The 20,196-nt window shown below is 38.3% G+C and carries 15 protein-coding genes; 7 read left to right on the plus strand and 8 right to left on the minus strand.

All coding sequences use genetic code 11. The annotated features are described in order from the left end of the window. Positions 1 to 83: 83 nt before the first annotated feature. Both KKC46_05380 and nifJ read right to left on the minus strand, forming a co-directional pair. Complete coding sequence (locus KKC46_05380) at positions 84 to 311, minus strand: hypothetical protein (protein MBU1053247.1); 228 nt, start codon at positions 309 to 311, stop codon at positions 84 to 86. 555 nt (positions 312 to 866) lie between these two features. Further along, entirely contained in the window at positions 867 to 4,397 is a 3,531-nt protein-coding gene (gene nifJ / locus KKC46_05385; protein MBU1053248.1) for a pyruvate:ferredoxin (flavodoxin) oxidoreductase, read from the minus strand. A gap of 320 nt (positions 4,398 to 4,717) precedes the next feature. Here nifJ and cooS point away from each other — a divergent pair, with 320 nt between their 5' ends. From cooS to KKC46_05400, 3 genes are read left to right on the plus strand one after another with little or no spacing between them, the layout of a single operon-like run. Continuing rightward, entirely contained in the window at positions 4,718 to 6,631 is a 1,914-nt protein-coding gene (gene cooS / locus KKC46_05390) for an anaerobic carbon-monoxide dehydrogenase catalytic subunit (GenBank protein MBU1053249.1), read from the plus strand. A gap of 23 nt (positions 6,632 to 6,654) precedes the next feature. Next, complete coding sequence (locus tag KKC46_05395) at positions 6,655 to 7,161, plus strand: 4Fe-4S dicluster domain-containing protein (GenBank protein ID MBU1053250.1); 507 nt, start codon at positions 6,655 to 6,657, stop codon at positions 7,159 to 7,161. Then, positions 7,085 to 8,413 (plus strand): FAD-dependent oxidoreductase, encoded by a 1,329-nt coding sequence (locus tag KKC46_05400; GenBank protein ID MBU1053251.1) that lies wholly within the window; start codon positions 7,085 to 7,087, stop codon positions 8,411 to 8,413. The genes KKC46_05395 and KKC46_05400 overlap by 77 nt, the downstream gene beginning before the upstream one ends. Before the next feature lie 235 nt (positions 8,414 to 8,648). Here the strand turns inward: KKC46_05400 and KKC46_05405 are convergent, their stop codons facing one another. The 3 genes from KKC46_05405 to KKC46_05415 form a co-directional block, all read right to left on the minus strand. Further along, a complete protein-coding gene (locus KKC46_05405) occupies positions 8,649 to 10,778 on the minus strand; it encodes a protein kinase (GenBank protein ID MBU1053252.1) in 2,130 nt (709 codons plus the stop codon). Between the two features lie 72 nt (positions 10,779 to 10,850). Continuing rightward, the gene (locus KKC46_05410) at positions 10,851 to 11,687 is read right to left on the minus strand and encodes a chemotaxis protein CheX (GenBank protein MBU1053253.1); all 837 of its coding nucleotides are present in this window, start codon (positions 11,685 to 11,687) and stop codon (positions 10,851 to 10,853) included. Between the two features lie 47 nt (positions 11,688 to 11,734). Next, positions 11,735 to 12,100 (minus strand): response regulator, encoded by a 366-nt coding sequence (locus KKC46_05415; protein ID MBU1053254.1) that lies wholly within the window; start codon positions 12,098 to 12,100, stop codon positions 11,735 to 11,737. A 506-nt stretch (positions 12,101 to 12,606) separates the two neighbouring features. Here KKC46_05415 and KKC46_05420 point away from each other — a divergent pair. The 3 genes from KKC46_05420 to KKC46_05430 are packed head-to-tail and all read left to right on the plus strand — an operon-like array spanning position 12,607 to position 14,623. After that, positions 12,607 to 12,897 carry a glycogen-binding domain-containing protein gene (locus tag KKC46_05420; GenBank protein MBU1053255.1) on the plus strand — a complete coding sequence of 97 codons (291 nt, stop codon included), beginning with the start codon at positions 12,607 to 12,609 and terminating at the stop codon, positions 12,895 to 12,897. A gap of 25 nt (positions 12,898 to 12,922) precedes the next feature. Further along, a complete protein-coding gene (locus KKC46_05425) occupies positions 12,923 to 13,921 on the plus strand; it encodes an adenosine kinase (GenBank protein MBU1053256.1) in 999 nt (332 codons plus the stop codon). Between the two features lie 18 nt (positions 13,922 to 13,939). Beyond that, positions 13,940 to 14,623, plus strand: a complete 684-nt coding sequence (locus tag KKC46_05430; GenBank protein ID MBU1053257.1) for a tetratricopeptide repeat protein — start codon at positions 13,940 to 13,942, stop codon at positions 14,621 to 14,623. A 329-nt stretch (positions 14,624 to 14,952) separates the two neighbouring features. Here the strand turns inward: KKC46_05430 and KKC46_05435 are convergent, their stop codons facing one another. Then, on the minus strand, positions 14,953 to 16,335 hold the full coding sequence (locus KKC46_05435) for a sigma-54 dependent transcriptional regulator (protein MBU1053258.1): 1,383 nt from the start codon (positions 16,333 to 16,335) through the stop codon (positions 14,953 to 14,955). Between the two features lie 2 nt (positions 16,336 to 16,337). Then, positions 16,338 to 17,669, minus strand: coding sequence for a two-component sensor histidine kinase (locus KKC46_05440; GenBank protein MBU1053259.1), 1,332 nt, complete (start codon positions 17,667 to 17,669; stop codon positions 16,338 to 16,340). 382 nt (positions 17,670 to 18,051) lie between these two features. Between KKC46_05440 and rlmN the strand changes: the two genes are divergently transcribed. Next, entirely contained in the window at positions 18,052 to 19,101 is a 1,050-nt protein-coding gene (gene rlmN, locus KKC46_05445) for a 23S rRNA (adenine(2503)-C(2))-methyltransferase RlmN (GenBank protein MBU1053260.1), read from the plus strand. A gap of 6 nt (positions 19,102 to 19,107) precedes the next feature. Here rlmN and KKC46_05450 read toward each other — a convergent pair whose 3' ends face one another. Further along, on the minus strand, positions 19,108 to 20,106 hold the full coding sequence (locus tag KKC46_05450) for a tRNA 4-thiouridine(8) synthase ThiI (protein ID MBU1053261.1): 999 nt from the start codon (positions 20,104 to 20,106) through the stop codon (positions 19,108 to 19,110). Positions 20,107 to 20,196: the final 90 nt, after the last annotated feature.

Below are 20,196 nucleotides of genomic sequence, written 5' to 3' on the forward strand. Positions count from 1 at the left end.
ATCGCTACTTTTGCTTTAAACGTTGCTCCATGATTCCTTCTCAATTTCTTCATTTTACCGCTGCTCCTTTCTATATTTTAAAATCAATTTAGAACAGCTTTACCACTTAAGCAACTGTACAGTTTTTCCCGACCAGCTCTGTTTGTCTGCTTATCAATCCCATAAGCCATGCCGGTATTTGGCGAAAGGGCAATGGAGTCTATCAGGTTTTCTGTGGCAATGTTGCCGGTAATTGAAATATCATTTGCACTTAAAAGGGATGGAACAAGCAGGGCGACCAACAGGAACAAATAAAGAAGAGTTCTTTTCAACGCAGCGCTCCTTTAGCTGTAAAACAGGTATCGGTAGCCGGGAAGCAAAAAGCAATAAACAAGAACACAAAGAGCATAATCAGCATTCAGCAGCCGACAACAATAAATCACCAAAGCAAGATTTTACAAATCAACTAAATAGTAATTATAAATAAGTTTGTGCTGTTTATCAGAAGAGTTTATGAAAAGCAAATGATTTTTTGCAGTTTATTATAATTAATGGACAAGTATATACTAATCTACATATTCAATTTTTACTTCATCGCGTGAAAGAAATATATAGGGTTAAGTTCATATAAAAGATTTAAAAATATTAATACACCTCCTTATCCATGGGTGTTAAACTATGGAACCAGTTCGCATAAGTGTAACGAGATATTATTAACTTTTTGGATTTCGGAGGTGTTGGATTCATTTTGGCTGGGCTGGCTCATCCACAAGAAAAATAGTGACAAGGGGAGTCTGTCAACTCCCCTCATCCCGCACCACCGGGCATATGGATCACATACCGCGGCGGTTCAATTGATAAAGCCGGTCTAACAATCAGTCTTGGAATTATTCTTTTTCTTCGTCTGAAGTACTTCCTGACATATGTTTATATATTTCATATCTTTCGTTATACTCCTTTTCGATCTTTTGGCGAAGTTTTTTGGATTCTTCCGGAAACTGCTTTTCAAGTGATGCATATCTGTTTTCGCCTGAAAGAAATTCCTGCAAGGTTCCATCCGGAGCTTTCGATTCGAAAATAAAAGGATTTTTACCTTCTTGTGCAAGAAGAGGATTGTATCTGTAAAGCGGCCAGTAGCCTGATGCAACAGCAAGATTTTCTTCTTCCTGAGTTTTTCCCATGCCTTTTCTGATGCCCTGGTTAATGCACGGAGCATAGCATATTATAAGAGAAGGCCCGGGATATTTATCTGCTTCAATGAAAGCCTTGAGTGTCTGCTGCTTGCTTGCACCCATTGCAACTGAAGCCACATAAACATAACCGTAAGTCATGGCTATTCTGCCCAGATCTTTTTTACCAATCTTTTTGCCTGATACTGCAAATTTGGCAACCGAACCAGTAGGTGTGGCTTTTGAGGACTGGCCGCCGGTATTTGAATAAACTTCGGTATCAAGCACAAGAATATTAACATCTTCACCGGAAGCTATAACATGATCAACACCGCCGAAACCGATATCATAGGCCCATCCGTCACCGCCGAAAGCCCATACCGATTTTTTCACAAAAAGATCCGACATAGAAAGTATTTCATCCAAAAGAGGCGTTTTCTTTGTTTCGGTAAGGATTTTTTTAAGCTGATCTGAGTATTTTCTTGAAATTTCCGGATCATTCAAACCTTCAAGCCATCCTGCCATAGTGGCTTTAAGTTCTTCTGATATTTCATTGTCTGCAACAGCTTCTTTTATCAGATCCGCAAGCTTTTGCCGGCGCTGAATTACTCCCATAGATATTCCGTATCCGAATTCCGCCGCATCCTCGAAAAGAGAATTTCCCCAGGCAGGGCCGTGCCCGTTTTTATCCACACAGTAGGGAACCGAAGGAGCAGAAGCACCCCATATTGAAGTGCAACCCGTTGCATTGGCTATAATCATTCTTTCGCCAAAAAGCTGAGTCAATACCTTAACATAAGGAGTTTCACCGCATCCGGCGCAGGCTCCGGAAAATTCCATAAGAGGTTTTTGAAACTGGCTTCCTTTGACAGATTCTCTTGAAACGATGTTGTCTTTAAAAGGTATGGTCAATGAAACTTTATGATTGGGAACCTGAGTACTTACTTGCGTTTCAATAGGTTTCATTTCCAGAGCTTTTTTCTTGGACGGGCATATATCGGCACAATTTCCGCAGCCCTGGCAGTCTAAAGTATTAACCTGAATCCTGAATTGATACCCTTTAAGCTCCTTTCCCAAAGCCGGTTTAGTTTCAAAAGATGCAGGCACATCTTTAATCTCATCATCTGTTGCAAGAACAGGAATAATAGCTGCATGGGGGCAAACGTACGAACACTGGTTGCACTGGATGCAGTTTTCGGCTATCCATTCAGGAACATTGATTGCAACACCGCGCTTTTCATATTGTGATGTAGCAACCGGGAAAACCCCATCGGGTTCAAAAACACTTACCGGCAGTTTATCACCCTGCTGGGCAAGCATGGGACGCATAACTTTTTCCAGAAATTCAAGTTTTTCTGATCCTGCCCCGCTTTCATCAACAGCATTTTTCCATGATTTTGGGTATTTGATTTCAACAAGATTTGCAAGGGTCTGGTCAACCGCACCTATATTCATATTGACGATTTTTTCGCCCTTTTTGCCGTAAACCTTGTTTATTTCATCTTTTAACAGAGCTATTGCTTTTTCAAAGGGTATTACATTTGACAGCTTGAAAAATGACGTCTGCATGATCATGTTTATCATTACGCCAAGCCCTACAGCTTTTGCAATTTTAACAGCATCAACATTAAAAAATTTTAAATTTTTAGAAGCGATTGTTCTTTTCATTTCAGCGGGAATGTGTTCTTCCATTTCCTTTAAAGACCACGGTGAATTTAAAAGAAAGGTTCCACCCTGTTTTATGCCTTCTAAAATATCATATAGTTCTACATAATTTGATTTGTGACATGCAATGAAATCAGCGGAAGTGACAAGGTTGGTGGACTGTATGGGTTTTTCCCCGAAACGAAGATGCGATACGGTTATTCCGCCTGATTTTTTTGAATCATAGGCAAAATAGCCCTGAGCAAACAAGTCGGTATTGTCTCCTATAATTTTGATGGCGGATTTATTTGCTCCAACCGTACCATCTGAGCCAAGGCCCCAGAATTTACACTGTATGGTTCCTTCCGGCGTGGTTTCCACATCATTTTCCACTTCAAGGGAAGTATGAGTTACATCATCTGTAATACCTACCGTAAAATGATTTTTCGGTCCGGCTGATTTCATGTTATCAAATACGGCTTTGGCCATTGCAGGAGTAAATTCTTTTGAACCTAGTCCGTAACGTCCGCCTACGATAACCGGCATCTCATTTCTTTCAAAAAAAGCCGTACAGATATCAACATAAAGAGGATCACCGATAGCTCCGGGCTCTTTTGTTCTGTCAAGTACGGTTATACGGTTTGCAGAAGCCGGCAGAGCCGCAAGAAACGCATCAACTACAAATGGTCTGTAAAGACGAACCTTGACAAGCCCGACACTTTCTCCATTTTCATTAAGCCTGTTTACAACTTCCTCAATAACTTCGCAGGAAGAACCCATTGCAACAATAACTCTTTCAGCTTCCGGGTCTCCGGTATAATCAAAAAGTTTGTAATGTCGGCCAGTGAGTTCCCCAACTTTTTTCATGTAATATTTTACCGTTTCGGGTATCTCAAGATAGTAAGAATTAGCGGCTTCCCTTCCCTGAAAATATATATCGGGATTCTGCGCCGTACCGCGAACAGTCGGGTGTTCAGGGTTCATTGCTCTTTTGCGGAAAGCGGATACGGCATCATAATCGACAAGAGATGCCATGGATTCATAATCGATTAATTCGATTTTCTGGATTTCATGCGAAGTTCTGAAACCGTCGAAAAAATGAAGAAACGGCACTCTGCCTTTGATAGATGATAGATGCGATACAAGCGCAAGATCCATTACCTCCTGAACGGAACCGGAGCATAAAAGAGCAAAACCTGTCTGACGAACAGCCATTACATCGGCATGATCACCGAAAATTGAAAGTGCATGAGCGGCAATTGCTCTTGCGCTTACATGAAATACTGCCGGAAGAAGCTCTCCTGAAATTTTATACATATTAGGAATCATGAGAAGCAGGCCCTGGGATGCGGTAAAAGTAGTAGTAAGAGCACCTGCCGCAAGAGCGCCATGAACTGCGCCTGCTGCGCCCGCTTCGGATTGCATTTGTCTGATATGTAATATCTGGCCGAAAACATTTTTCTGCCCTTGAGCCGCCCATTCATCCGCAATTTCGCCCATCGGGGTTGAAGGGGTAATAGGATATATTGCGGCAACATCGCTCATGGCATAAGCTACATGAGCTGCTGCTGTATTCCCATCGATGGTTTTCATTTTTTTTGCCATAAAATCTACTCCTTTTTAAAAATATTCATAATGTGAACCAGATTTTTCGATGTTTTTATACTCTTACGGACTGCCCAAGAGTCCTAAATATTTCCCTCTATTTTTCTGATGATTTAAAAATCCGCTTTTAGGAAAATATATTATGCCAGCTTTATAATTATGCCATAAGGACCTATTTGTAAAGAAAAGATTTAGTATGCCGGTTGCAACTATATGTTGTTGCATTTTAAATTATAATGCTGTTTATTTTAAGATAATAAATCCAAAAATCAACTCCGGCCTGAAGGCCGTGACATATCTTTTCAAGGAGGAATAATAATATGTCCGGGAAGGAAGATTTCAGCGACAAAAGCACTGATCCTGCAGTTTTACAGATGCTTGAAAAAGCCAAAAAAAATAACATAACAACCGTATGGGACAGATACGAGGCCATGAAGCCTCAGTGCGGTTTTGGAGACACAGGTCTTTGCTGCAGGCATTGCCTTCAGGGACCGTGCCGTATCGATCCTTTTGGTGAAGGCCCCAAAGAGGGTATATGCGGAGCAACTGCCGATATAATGGTTGCAAGAGGCCTTGACAGGGCAATTGCTGCCGGTACCGCCGCACATTCCGGCCATGCAAAGCATCTGGCTCATACCTTGTTAAAGGTGGCAAAAGGAGAAGTAAAAGACTATTCGATCAAGGAAACCGGAAAACTCAAAAGTGTTGCGACACGCTTAAATATCCCGGTAACCGGTCGTTCGGATAATGACATAGCAAAAGATGTGGCTAATGCAGCTCTTGCCGATTTTCATGAAAAAGATACTCCAGTACTTTGGGCAGCAACCGTAGTAACTCCTGCCCGTGCAAAAACTCTTGGCGATTTGGGCTTGGTGCCTAAAGGCATTGATCATGAAATCTCAGAGATTATGCACAGGACTTTATATGGAGTGGATGCCGATCCGGTGAATCTTCTTCTTGCAGGATTGCGATGCGGTGTTGCAGATCTGGCCGGTTGTTATATGGGCACGGATCTGGCGGATATACTTTTCGGCATTCCCCAGCCCAAAGCAACAACTGCAAATATGGGTGTGTTAAAAGCGAATGCAGTCAATATAGCAGTACATGGCCATAATCCGGTACTTTCCGATGTATTGGTAACTCTTGCTCCAAAAGCAAATGCAAAAGCTGTTGCGGCCGGAGCATCGGAAATAAATATCGTTGGAATATGTTGTACAGGAAATGAAATAATGATGCGCCACGGTATTGCCTCATGTACGCATTCAGTAAGCCAGGAGATGGCTATCGTAACCGGTGCGCTTGATGCAATGGTTGTGGATTACCAGTGCATAATGCCTTCTGTGGTTTCGGTTGCGGAATGCTTCACAACGCCTGTAATTACCACTATGGATTTGTGCAAGATTACAAATTCAAAGCATATCGAATTTACTGAGGAAAAGGCTGCTGAAAAGGCCGGTGAAATTTTTAACATTGCAATCGAAAGTTTTAAACGCCGCAAAAACAAGACTGTTGATATTCCGGATATCCGCTCAAATGTTGTAGCCGGATTTTCTGTGGAAGCAATTGTGGCGGCGCTTTCTAAACTGGATGAAAAAGATCCTCTTAAACCGCTTGTTGATAATATTAAATCAGGCAACATTCGCGGGGTATGCCTTTTTGCAGGATGCAATAATGTCAAGGTGGCCCAGGACAAAAACTTTATAACTATGGCCCGTATACTTCTTAAAAACAATGTGCTTGTGATTGCCACAGGATGCGGGGCCGGAGCTTTGATGCGGCATGGATTCATGGACCCTTTAAATGTTGATAATCTTTGTGGAGACGGACTTAAAGCAGTACTTACGGCTATCGGAGAAGCAAACGGACTTGGCGGACCTCTTCCGCCGGTTTTACATGTAGGCTCCTGTGTTGATAATTCCAGGGCCGTGGCTCTGGCGGTTGCTGTTGCAAACTATCTTGGTGTTGATACAGACAAGCTTCCGGTTGTTGCATCAGCGGCGGAAGCCGTATCCGAAAAAGCCGTATCTATCGGTACATATTCAGTTGCAGCAGGACTTCCCACTCATGTGGGAGTTATGATTCCCGTTACCGGCAGTGCGCTTGTAACTCAAATCCTTACTGAAAAAATCAAAGATATTACAGGCGGTTATTTTATTGTGGATCTTGATCCTGAATCCGCAGCACAAAAACTTTTGGCCGCCATAGATGAACGCCGGGCAGGATTGGGATTATAATGGTTTACCGACAGGAGATTAGAATGACAACACCTAAAGAAATATTTGTTAAAATTGATCGTTGCATGGGATGCCACAGTTGCGAGCTTGCCTGTGCGGTAGAGCATTCAGAAAGCAAATCATTATACAGCGCAATATCTGAACACCCTGTACCGAAAAAACGTATCTATGTTGAGTGGACTGCACCGGATAGCCGTATGCCCATATTATGCCGCCATTGTGAAGATGCACCTTGTCTGCATGCCTGTATATCCGGAGCAATAACCCGAACAGAAGACGGGGTAGTTCTTACCGATGCTGATAAATGTATCGGCTGCTGGACATGTGTCATGGTTTGTCCTTACGGAGTAATAGGAAGGCATATTGAAGAACACAAGGCATACCGTTGCGACCGGTGTCCAGATAAAGATATTCCCGCATGTGTAACGGCATGTCCCACTCACGCGTTGGTTTATGATACCGTTGAAAACTATTCCGGCAATATACGGAAAAAAGTATCAAAAGAACTTGCAGCAGGGCTTGGAGGATAAAGTGACTGCAAAACAAACCCGTTATGTAATTATAGGCGCAAGTGCCGCCGGAATGGCTGCCGCAAATGCCATACGTGAACTGGACAGCTCAGGGATTATTACGGTTTTATCGATGGAAAAGGAAATGCCGTACTTTCGGCCTATGATTCCTTTTCTGATAAGTGGCAAAAAATCCGAATCTGACATAGCTCTTGTTGGCAACGGTCCTTACAAAGGCAAAGATATCAATATCTGCACCGGGGCAAGAGTTACTTTTGTTGATACAAAAAACAAAATTGTCTCAGCAAGTAATTCAAAAAACATTTCATATGACAAGTTGCTTATTGCAAGCGGAAGCAGTTCCTTTATTCCTCCGGAAATAGAAGGAACAAATTCACAAGGGGTTTTTGCCTTAAGAACTCTTTCGGATGCAAAAAAAATAGCCGACCTCACTGCAAAAACTCGTCAGGTTGTTATGGCGGGCGGAGGGATGCTGAATTTAAAAACCGCCTTTGCATTGCTTGAACGCGGTCTTGAGGTTATTCTTGTTGTTTATTCCGGCCAGGTGTTATCTCAGTTGATGGAAGCAGATGATGCCAAACTCATCCGGAAAGCGCTAAACATTGCAGGACTTAAGATTATAACCGGGTGCGGTGTCAAGAAAATTATTTCAGGAAATAACGGAGTAAAAGGTGTAATGCTGTCAAACGGGAAACAAATTGAAGCTGAAATGGTTTTGATTGGAAAAGGAGTTTCGCCCAATATAGACTTTCTTGATAAAAGCAGTATAAGGATTGATCGGGGTGTTGTTGCCGATGAATATACTGCTACGAACATTCCGGATGTTTATGCGGCAGGAGATGTTGCAGAAAGCTTTGATTTACTTTCCGGAAAGAAAATAATAAGCGGTCTTTGGACAAATGCAGCCGAAATGGGGCGCTGCGCCGGGCGCAACATGGCTGGAAGACATACCCGGTATTTGGGTTCCGCCGGTATTTTAAATGCAACCCAGGTGGCCGACGTTCCGTTTGTCTCAATGGGAATAGTACATACTAAAGGAACTGATTATGAAACACATGTAACCGAAACACAAACAACATACAAAAAACTTGTTTTCTCATCCGATAGCAAATATCTTGTAGGAGCTCTGTTTGTCGGAGATATAAAACGCGCTGGTCTTTACCGCTTTATAATTAGAGAAAAGAAAAATATCGATAATATAAAGTCGCAGTTAATAAATCACAAACTGCATTACGGCCATTTTCTGCAATAGCAGTAAACATCTACGCCATGCCGGTATGAGGTTGGGAAATTTCCTGGAGCTGGGGGATGAGGGTAGCGCTTAGGTCTTTTCTATAGAGCCAGTTTCAAAACGCCCCATTTTGGCCGATCTCTGCGTTTGGCTCAAATTTCAATCCTCGAAATACTCAATGTATTCCTGCGGTTGAAATTTTCTCCCGCCTTGAGCTTGACCAAACTGAAACGTTTTGAAAGTGGCTCTATAGAGTCTATTTTGAACTGGAGGAACAATTAAGACAGTCGATAATTTCCTGGTAATTCTGAAAACGTTCTTCGCATTTTTTTGCCATCATTTTTTCTATAGTCTCACAAAGAAAATCGGGGGTTTCCGGGCATTTTTGCTTCAATGGAGGAACAGGGTCATTGAGTTGTTTAAAAAGAAGGTTACTGCATGAATTATCATAAAAAGGTGGTATTCCTGCAAGCAGATGATAAAAAGTGGCTCCTAATGAATAAATGTCACTGCGATTATCTACCCCCTGATTACGAATAGATTCGGGACTCAGATATAAAGGAGAACCAACAATTTTCTTTTCCTCCTGGATCTCGCTCTTGGTATCAAGCTTTGCTACACCGAAATCTACCAGTTTCAATTCATCAGAACTTGTCACCATAATGTTGGCAGGTTTGATATCCCTGTGGACGATATTGTTTTTCCAGACAAAGTCTAAAGCGCTGCACAATGTTTTTAAATAGGTTATTATTTGCACTACATTAAACTGGAACTTACTTTTGAGCATATCAGATAAAGTCTGACCATGAATAAATTCCATTGCATAATACATAATCCCATTTGAATTACCGATATAATAAATTTGCGCAATATTGGGATGGTTCAGCTTGGAAACAAAGCGAGCCTCTTTTAAAAACATCTTTACAAACTCTTCCTGAGATGAAAGCTCCCATGATATGACTTTTAATGCCACATCTCTTTCCAATGCTATATCCCATCCTTTGAATACTCCTCCCATCCCTCCTGCACTAATAAATGATACTACCTCGTAATTATCCATTTTTCTGCCGATTAAGCTTTGATAGAAACGTTTGTTCTTGGGTTCTGTTTTCTTCTGGGTGTCTTCTTTAATCGAAGCAACATTATCACTTTCTTTGCTGTTTAAGTCTCCGGATAATCCTACCTTAATCATTTTGGCCCGAAATTTATCATGAACATTTACTTCCTTTTCTTTGTCAGATGATTCAGGCCCGGCGATAACAGCAAAATGATTATACAATTTTATCCACTCTTCATCTTCCGAGAAATCAAGTTCTATTTTCGCTAGTAATTCGCTTTGTTCAAGTTCAACCTTTTTTATCTTGCCATTAACAATATTTTTAATACCATGCCGCTCAAACTTTATAACCATTTTGTCTTCCGGTTTTGCCAATATCGATGTTTTAAGGCTGGCACTCATCAGGTCGCAACCGGTAATTTGAGCATCAATCCAAAAAGCGCCGTCCCTTGACACTTCAGCAGCTATTGGGAAAAAATCGCGCCTTATAGTTACTGTTGACTGCTTTTTGCTTTTGCTCATCAAACGTTCTGAAAAGCTTTGCCAATTGATACTATTTTTTTTACGGAAAACAACGCCGAAGCCAATCTGTTTGTTTTCATCTCCTAAAAGAACATGGACTACTGAACCTGCAACTATATTACCGATTTCATCTTCAGGCTCTCTTATAAAAATATCATCACCATATCTTCTACGAAGAGATGTTTCAATCATAGCGCTTGACTTGCCGCGATTTAATATAAAACCATGAATCCAGGTTTTGCCTTCTCGAGATATTTCTACCGGAATCGGAATCTCAAAGCGTTCCCTCTTTTCCACACGTCTCTCATCAATCCCTTTTTGTTCTGCTTCGGTTAAAACGGGTTTGCATATATTAGCTTGCGAGTCTTTATTGTCTTTATGCGTAGATGCATCGATATGTTCAACATGATGTTCTACCTGCCGGGATGGTTTTAAAAACTCTTTTATACAAGAAAGCAATACAGAGCCTTCTGTAGGGAAAAAAACAAAATTTTCCGCGCCTAACCCAATTGCACGTTTAGGACTAAGCGCATTTTGGTTTTCTGTTGATAGAAGAAAAATAAATGGGATTGATTCTCTTTTCGGATCATTCTTAAGATAGGATAAAAACTGCTCGCCGGAAATATCTTCCAGCTCAATACCGCAGAGAATTAAACCAACCGGGTTCAAATCTATGGCAGATAAAGCTTCTCTCATAATAGAGGCAGTGTGAACACAATATCCATCTTTGTCCAGAACATCTGCCACAAAATCATGAAGTTCTTGTGATGTGCTGATAAGCAAAATGTCAGTTTGTGTGTTTTCCATACAATAATGATGCTTTCAGACCATTTAAAAAATTGGTTTTCCGGAAAACTTTACAATCATCCGGCTTGTTTGCTATTTTTGTGTCAGAGAGATATGTAATACAAATGCCTGGTCTCCAACATCAAAGGTCAGTACCGCAATAGTTGCATTATCGGGATGCCCCACTTCGTGGCCCCAGCCAACAATTATTGTCGGTATTGAAAGCTGGAAATCATACGATGCTTCTAATAACGATTTCTTGGCGGACCCGCTTATCATGTTAATTATTTCACCAACGCCATCGTGTATCATTTCTGCATTGATTTCATTTTCTTTTACTTCCATGATATTCGCAATCACCTGTCTTGCAAGATTCCAGAGAAAGGTGATAATAACTGTTCCCTCAGTTGTGCCGGAAAGGCCAATGACTCCGGAAACATCGCCAAGAATTCTTAAGCTATTTTGAAAATATACTCCCCTAAATTCAGCCTCCATGGATGCCATCTTGCTTAAAACCGTTTTCGTGCTTTCAATAAAGGGGGTCAGATATATTAACTCACGTTCAAGCGGTTGCCGCCCCGGATTTAAATACCCCTGTAAAATTTGATTGAAAATCGGTTGGGGTTCATCCAGAGCCATAAATTCAGAAACTCCAAAATTGAAATAGGGCTGGTCGGAAAACAATTCGGATTTATCTTTAAGCAAAATAATAGGTATATTTCTAAATTTTGTCCTGAAGTGCAGATTTTTTATTTTACGCAAAATCTGTTGGTCATCTGTACTGTCTGAATACAGTAAGACAAGGTTAAAATCGGTTAGTTCTCTTTGCTCGCTGAAAGGCTCAACAATTATCTCGGCGTTGTCCTTTAGCATATTGGTTAGTGTTAAAGAAGCATCGGGGTTGCAATCATTCAACAATACCTTTGCCATGTTATTACCCCCTCCTATTCTGTGTTCAGCTTTAGGCATGATTATAATTAGTTTATAACTTGTTTTATATTTTCAACTAATTCATCTTGTGTAAATGGTTTTTTTACATAAGCTGCCGCTCCCGCATCACTGGCCATTTTGACCTTGTTATTATCTGATTCCGAAGTTAGCATTATTATTGGAATTGAAGAAAATCTTGAGTCTTGTTTAATCTTAACCAGTGCATCAAAACCATCCATGACAGGCATATTCCAATCCATAAGAATCAAACCAATTTCACCTCCCATTTTTTCCAATATTTCAAGAGCTTCTCCTCCATGGGATGCTTGAAAAGAGTTATAGCCAAGTGGTTTGATAGCCTTTTCAACTATAGAACGAACAACCTTTGAGTCATCGGCTATAATTACATTCATAGTAACTTCTCCTTGATAAAAGGTGTTTCATCAGCAGTTCATTATAAAAATAAAGATAAATCCTTATAAACATAAGAGTCTATATACAGAAGCAGAAATTTTCTTCGATTATATATACTATATCGGCAGAATGTACAAAATGTTTGAATATATTTTTCACTATATTTAATTTTAAATTCAATAGAATTTTAAATATTGAATATAGCACTATATAACAATATATTTATTTTTAAATTATGCTTTAATTGCTTATAATCCAGTTTGTGTAAATAAAGAATTTTAATAAGCTTAGACCCTATACAGCCAAGATCTTTCTTATAGCATAATTATGTCAGGGCAAGAACAAATATCTTGACAATAAATTTTCTAAATATAGGATACATAGATAATGCTTTGATGCCAAAGAACAATCGTATTCCGGCACTCCATTCTGCTGAACATAAATTCTTTGTTTCATAATCTTTTAAGTTTTACTATAATAATTCCTGGCAAAAAAGGGGGCATATATGGCAAAAGAGAAAATATCAGCAAAGGCAGGTAAAAGAAGAGTTAATTTTTTTATTGAAGCTCAAAAAGCTAGTAATGTCTCTTTAATGGGTGATTTTAATGATTGGAACGAGAAAAAACACCCTATGAAAAAAGAAAATAGTGAAGTCTGGAAAAAAACGATTTTCCTTAATCCCGGTAGATATGAATACATGTTTCTAGTTGACGGGCAATGGCAAAAAGACCCCAATAATGGCCAACTATGTGAAAACAATTTTGGAACACACAATAACTATATAATAATACAGTAATAATATGATTTATTAGGGCTTATAAATGATTAACGACTCAAATAAAAGTAATGGCAAAAAACTTGTAGTAGGCATAGGATCGGCTCTTGTTGATATTCTTGCTCTTGAGGATGATGAGTTTATAGAAAAATCCGGTGTTGTAAAGGGTGGAATGACTCTGGTTAACGATTATGTTATTGATGACACATTATCCATGACAACAAATAAAACCAGCATAGTACCGGGAGGTTCTGCATGCAATACAATAGTAGGCATAGGGAAACTGGGCGGTGCAGCACGGTTTGTAGGTAAATTGGGTGAAGACGAGCTCGGTAAATTTTTTGAAAATGATTTAAAAAATAATAATGTTGAATCACATCTTTTTACTTGCTCTTTTCCTACCGGAAGAGTTCTTTCTATAGTTACACCAGATGCCCAGCGTTCGATGTTTACCTGCCTTGGTGCTTCTTTGGAAACAAAACCGGAAGAAATTACAATTAATTGTTTTATTGGAGCTGCGGTTGTCCATATAGAGGGTTATTTGCTTTTTAACAAAGATTTAATGCTATCTGCTTTAAACAACGCAAAATCGTCGGGTGCGCTTATTTCACTGGATCTTGCAAGTTTCACGGTTGTCGAAGAAAATAAAGATTTTATTGATAAAATAGTCGACGACTATGTAGATATATTACTCGCCAATGAGGATGAAGCATCTGCATTTACAGGTTATAAAGACGAACTGCGAGCTATAGATGATTTATCAAAACGTGCGGATATTGCAGTGCTGAAAATAGGTGAACGGGGAAGCTACATATCACACAAGGGAGAAGTTATTAAAGTTGCTCCAATGGGAAACGGATTTGCGTTAGATACCACCGGAGCAGGTGACCTTTGGGCGGCTGGGTTTTTATTCGGATTAGTAAATGGTTACAACCTCAAAAAATGTGGCGAACTTGGGTCCGCGTGTGGATATGAAGTTTGTCAGGTTGTAGGAGCTAATATACCGGAAGATGGCTGGGATAGAATAAAAAAAATGCTTATGTAAATGGTGCTTGGAGAAACAATGGCAAAGAATAAAATAACAAGAAAAGAACTCTTTAATAAACCTGATGAATTTATTACCTTTTCAGCTAAATTATTCAATCTTTTAGCTGAATATCAGACACAAGTATTATGTGCCATAGGTGCAGTGGTGCTAATTGCTATTGCCTTTTCCGGATATGGTTACTTTCATCGAAAGTCTGAAAGCAAAGCTTTTTCGATGCTTCAAAACAATTTGAGGCAATATACCGTTTCTCTTAAAAAACATGGCCCTCAAAAAGCTTTGGGCGAAGTTAATGCCGGATTTAATGATATTATAGACAAATATTCGGGAAATATTGGAGGTAAAGTAGCAAGGCTTGAATTTGCTAATATTTGCTATAAAGCCGGAGATATAGATAAAGCAATTGATTCATATGATAAAGCGCTTATTGATTTTAGCAACAATCGGTTTGTTAAATGCCAGATCTTAAATAATCTTGGCTATTCCTATGAAGAAAAAAAGGATTTAAAATCAGCAGTAAATTATTTTGAAAAAATTATTGCAGAACCAGGTAATTTATTAAAAGATGAGGCCTATTTTAACCTCGGAAGGCTTTTTGCCTTATTGGGGGAAGAAAATAAAAGCAAAGAAGCTTATGAAAAAATTTGTACCGATTTTGCAGACTCTTCCTATTTTATGATTGCCAAAGAACATATCTCGTGATCTTTATCTGGCTAAAAGAATAACGGCCAACTGAAATTAATCCAGTTGACCGTTAAGGAGGAAAGAAGAATTTTTATCGGGTTAATATTAGTATAAGCAAATATCTTGCCAATTCATTTTTATCATAAATCAATATTTCATTTATACATTAGAATTAAAATAGTTATGCTTATTAGTTTCCTCTGTTTCCGCATAGTAATTCTCTATTAGATTCCATATATTAATAAAAAAAGTTCAATATTCTGAACCAATAGCATCTGGTAATCATATAACATACTGAAAACAAAACAAATAAATAGGTTTAAATTTTTGAACCGGATTATTTGTTTTTATTGTTCCTTAACTGTATCAATATTGAGTTTTTTTAATTTTTGATTAAGGCCGCTTTTTCCTATACCAAGCAATTCGGCCGCATGTGATTGAACATGATTTGCCATTTTCATAGCTCTTTTTATCATTATCCGCTCAACCAAATCCAAAGTTTCATATAATTTTGCGTTTGCGGGAATTCCCTCAAAATGCAAGGTATTATAAACATTATCCCTGAATTCTCTCGGAAGATCGGAAACCCTTATTATATTGCTGTCACATAATATGATGCCTCGTTCAATAAAGTTTTCAAGTTCGCGAACATTTCCGGGCCATGTATAATCATATAAAAGACGCTCAACTTCGGTATCAACACCGGTTACAGGTTGCCCTGCTTTCCTTTGTCCGGCGTACTTGTTTATGAAATGCTCAACGAGTAGATGTATATCTTCCAACCTTTGTCTTAAAGGTGGAATATTAATATTTAAAACATCGAGGCGATAAAAAAGATCTTCCCTGAAACGGCCCTGTCTTACTTCTTCTTTTAAATGCTTATTTGTTGCTGCAATGACCCGGATATTTACTGTAATCGGCTTAACCCCCCCAACTCTTTCAAAGGTTCTTTCCTGGAGTACACGAAGTAATTTCACCTGTAAGCCCTGAGATAATTCGGATATTTCATCAAGAAAAAGAGTGCCGTTGTCTGCAAGTTCAAATCTTCCTTTTTTCATAGCAACAGCTCCTGTGAAGGCCCCTTTTTCATGTCCAAACAATTCGCTTTCAAGGAGATTTTCAGCAAAAGCGGAGCAATTTACAGGTATGAATGGTTTTTCACTTCTTGGACTGTTAAAATGAATAGATTTTGCGACAAGCTCTTTTCCGGTACCGCTTTCTCCTTCTATTAAAACAGTTGCTGATGTTGGCGATACTTTTTGTATAGTTTCAAAAACATCTCGCATGGCTTTGCTTTTACCGATAATGTTGCCGAATTTATATTGTGATTCTACAACATTACGAAGCTGTTTATTTTCTTTGATAATGCTGTATACCTTAACAGCCTTTTTTACAAAAAGTATGAGCCTCTCATTATCAAATGGTTTTAGTATGTAATTGTAAGCTCCTTTTTGCATGGCTTCTACTGCTTTTTCAACAGTTCCATGAGCTGTCATCATTATTACCGGAAGATCGGGATCTGATATTTTGATTCTTTCCAAAAGCCCTATCCCATCAATAAGCGGCATTTTCATATCGGTAAGAACAAGATCAATGTCAGAGTTATTTATTATTTCCAGAGCATTAAGGCCATTATTTGCAACTAATGTTTCATATCCTTCCTCTTCAAGAATAGCACTTATTATTGGAGGATAGTTTTTTTCATCATCAACAATTAAAATTGTTTCCATAATTATTTCCCATTTTGGACAGGTATTATCACTAATACTTTCACACCGTAAGGTGACCTGTTTGAAATTTCTATTTTACCATTATGAGCTTCAATAATATTTTTGGCAATTATAAGACCAAGACCGGTTCCCTTTTCTTTAGTAGTAAAAAAAGGATCCCATATCTTTTTTAATATATCTTCGGGAATTCCTATTCCTTCATCTTCAAAAATAATATTAATATTGTTATGATCAGAGTTAATTGTGACATATATTTTCCCTTCATCCGGCATAGACTGCATGCTGTTTATAAGTATATTTAAAAATGCCTGATAAAGCATGTTGGAATCAGCTGATGTTTCCGGGATATTGGATATTTCTTTCAATTTTACACTAATATTTTTTTCTTCAAACTGTTGGGACAGGTGATTAATATTTTTTTCAATGATTTCTTCTATGTTGCAAGGTACCAAATCAGGTTTTCTGGGTTTTGCAAAATTTAGAAAATCAGTGATTATTTTATTAAGACGAACGGATTCCTCCACTATAATATCCGGAACATTGTTGGAAGGATCTAACGCAACGATTTTTTTCTTCAAAAGTTCGGCTGAACTTTTGATAATTCCTAAAGGATTCCTTATTTCATGGGAAACACCGGCTATCATTTCACCCAAAGTTGATAAGTGTTCGGCTCGCCTTAGTTGTTCTTCAAGAATCAATCGCTCCATAGCACGTTTTTTAATTATTTTTTCTCCCTTTCTGACAAAAAAAACAAGAATGCCAAAAAGGCTGCTCATTACAACTGTAATTGCAATAATTGCAACATGCTGAAATTTAAATATACTTTTATAATCTTCTGATAAATCCTGTTCAATTTCAATAACGCCTATTATGGGACCTGTCGATCCCGGATACGCTTTCTCAATACGAAGAGGTGCAAAAGTAACCATTTTGTTTTTAGAATAAAGACCAAGCAGATTTTCAATATAATTGCCCCTTTGAACAAGTTTTGTTGTAGGCTCGCCTAAAAGTGCTCTAAAATATTCCTGCCCCCCTATATTTTCTTTCCCTACTATCTTTTTGTCTAAACTGTACGATACGATATTTTTTTCAACACTATAAATAGTTACATTATCCACTTTGTACCCATGAAGAGTACTACTAACAATATTATCTACAATTTCAGATTGCTCTTTATTTCTAAGCTGTATTTTTCCATATTTAATTGAAGCCGGAATAATAAATTGTGTAAAAAGCTGATGATTCAGATTTGCAGCAATAAGAAATGCATATTCTTCACTCTTTTCCAGTTGTTTCTTTCTGACCCAGTGCGTATTCAAAACTGTTAACACCATAATACCTGCAAATAATACAATAAGGCTTGAATAAGAGAAATATTTCACTAGCCTGAATGGTTTAATTTTTGCTTCCTGTGTTTTCAATTATAAATTCCTTTAAACATGGCGGCTTCATTGAAAGCCTCTAAAACTTAGAGGTTAAATCGAAATCATAATGACAGGATTTGCAATAAATATCAACTTATTATTTAATATTCCCCGGCTGTTTGAAAGAATAGACAAGTTTAAATAATTAAAATCCGGGGAGCAACTATGTCTTTATGTATGATATGTACCAAACCTTGACAATAGTTTGCTTTAACGGCATGATGATTTAAAATTCTCGCCTGCAAGGCGTTTTAATTGATTTAAAACAGGAAGATATATTCAAGCACTATTTATGAGTTTACAATCTAAACAAAATATCATTGAGCTTTCAAAAGAAGAGCTTATTTTCTGGTTAAATGAAATGGGAATTGAAGCTTATAGAGCTAACCAGATCTTCGCTTGGATTTATATAAAACAGGTTGATGCATTTGAAGATATGACAGATATCAGGCTTGATTTAAGAAATCTTTTTTCGAACCACTTTACAATAAGCCGGCTTAACCAAAAAAAAATTGAAATATCACGTGATGGTTCAAAAAAATATCTTTTCGGATTAGCAGATGGTAATTATATCGAAAGCGTTCTGATACCTGAAAAGAATCATTATACCCTTTGTATTTCAAGCCAGGTAGGATGTGCTCAGGGATGCAGGTTTTGCTTAACCGCAAGTGGAGGTTTTATCAGAAATCTAACAAAAGCTGAAATTGTATCTCAAGTGCGGGATATTCAAAACGATGTAGCAGGAGAAAAATTACCCCTTTCAAATATTGTTTTTATGGGAATGGGAGAGCCTCTTGCAAACTATAAAAATATTGTTAAAGCTATAGATTCAATTTCATCGAAAGATACCGGTCTTGGTTTTGCAAAACGAAAGATTACTGTTTCAACAGCAGGCCTTATTCCTTTTTTAAAAGATCTTGGAAAGGATACCGGAGTTAACCTGGCAGTATCGCTTAATGCGGCAGATAATGAAACAAGAGATATACTTATGCCGATAAACAGAAAATATCCCATTGAAGAACTAATTAAGGCATGCAGTGAGTATGATTTGAAACCCAGAAACAGGATAACTGTTGAATATATTCTTATTAAAGATGTAAATGATTCTCCGGCTGATGCAAAGCGTCTTGCACAACTATTAAGATCCGTTAAGTCAAAAATAAACCTGATTCCCTTTAATGAGTATGAAGCAAGTGAATTTAAAAGACCGGAAGCGGCTGTCATTAAAATTTTTCGGGAAATACTGGTAAATAATGATTATACAGTTATAATACGGCACAGCAAAGGGCAGGATATTTCGGCGGCTTGCGGTCAGCTTAGGGGCAAGGAACTGTTGAACTGATTTTTATTACTGTATCATCAGATGCCTTATTTTCTCCGGGGGAATAGCAAGTACTTTTATAGTTCTGTCGCCCTTTGGCGTTGTGGCGGTAACATTAATTTCTGATAATTCCGGAGCTTTGCTATATCCTGCACATATTGATGCCGCAAGGATTATTGTATCATTGCTTCCTCCGTTTGGCATTATTGCTAATGGCCCAGGAAAGTCTTTTACTTTTAATATAATGTCTGATGCCGGTTTAAACAGCTTTTCTATATTTTCATTATCAGCCTGATTTCTCCCGACTATTATTTTTGTACTTTTATTAATCCGAAAATGACGCCCGAATTTTAATAAGTGCATTTCATTTTCCGGATAGTTTTCCTGGTGTGCAAAAAGATCTTTTAGTCGTTTGGAAAATTCTTTGTCTGTCAAAAGGCAGCCGCCTGCAGGAGCAGGATAATCCGAAACACCAAATTCTGCAGCAAGAGCTATCTGGGGTTTTCTTGACTTTCCTGTAATATCAAGCAAAAGCTCCCTGTCAACAAGGCCATTTATTTCGGGTATTGTCGGTGCAAGCCTTTTTGCCGACAACGGCCTTAGTATATAACCATCATAACCGGAATGCTTTTCCACATATCTAAGAGATGGTCTTGTTTGGGACATAGGCCGCTGTCCAAGTACTTCTCCGCTGAAAAGAAAATCAAACCCGCGCTCTTTCATAATACTGCCTGCAATCCTGAACATAAGCGAATGGCAATCCATGCATGGATTCATGTTTTTGCCATATCCACAATTTGGATTTTCAAGCATCTGCATATATTCTTTTGTAATGTTTTTTACAGTTAAAGGAATACCTGTAAATTCTGATGCCTTTACCGCTTTTTGTGATGAAAAAAACGGAGTTTCAAAAGTTATCCATTCAACTTCAACTTGTATTTTGCGAAGAACCAAAGCGGAAAGAATACTGTCAAGCCCCCCTGAACAAAGGCCTAATGCCCGAATATTTTTTTTGCAATTTGTCATAATATGATTTTATATAAAAATAAAAGGCCGCCCTTTTCTACTAGGACGGCCTTTTAATATGTACTAAAACTATCTTTACTTATCTGTCAC

This window comes from Pseudomonadota bacterium (assembly GCA_018817425.1).
GTDB lineage: Bacteria > Desulfobacterota > Desulfobacteria > Desulfobacterales > RPRI01 > RPRI01.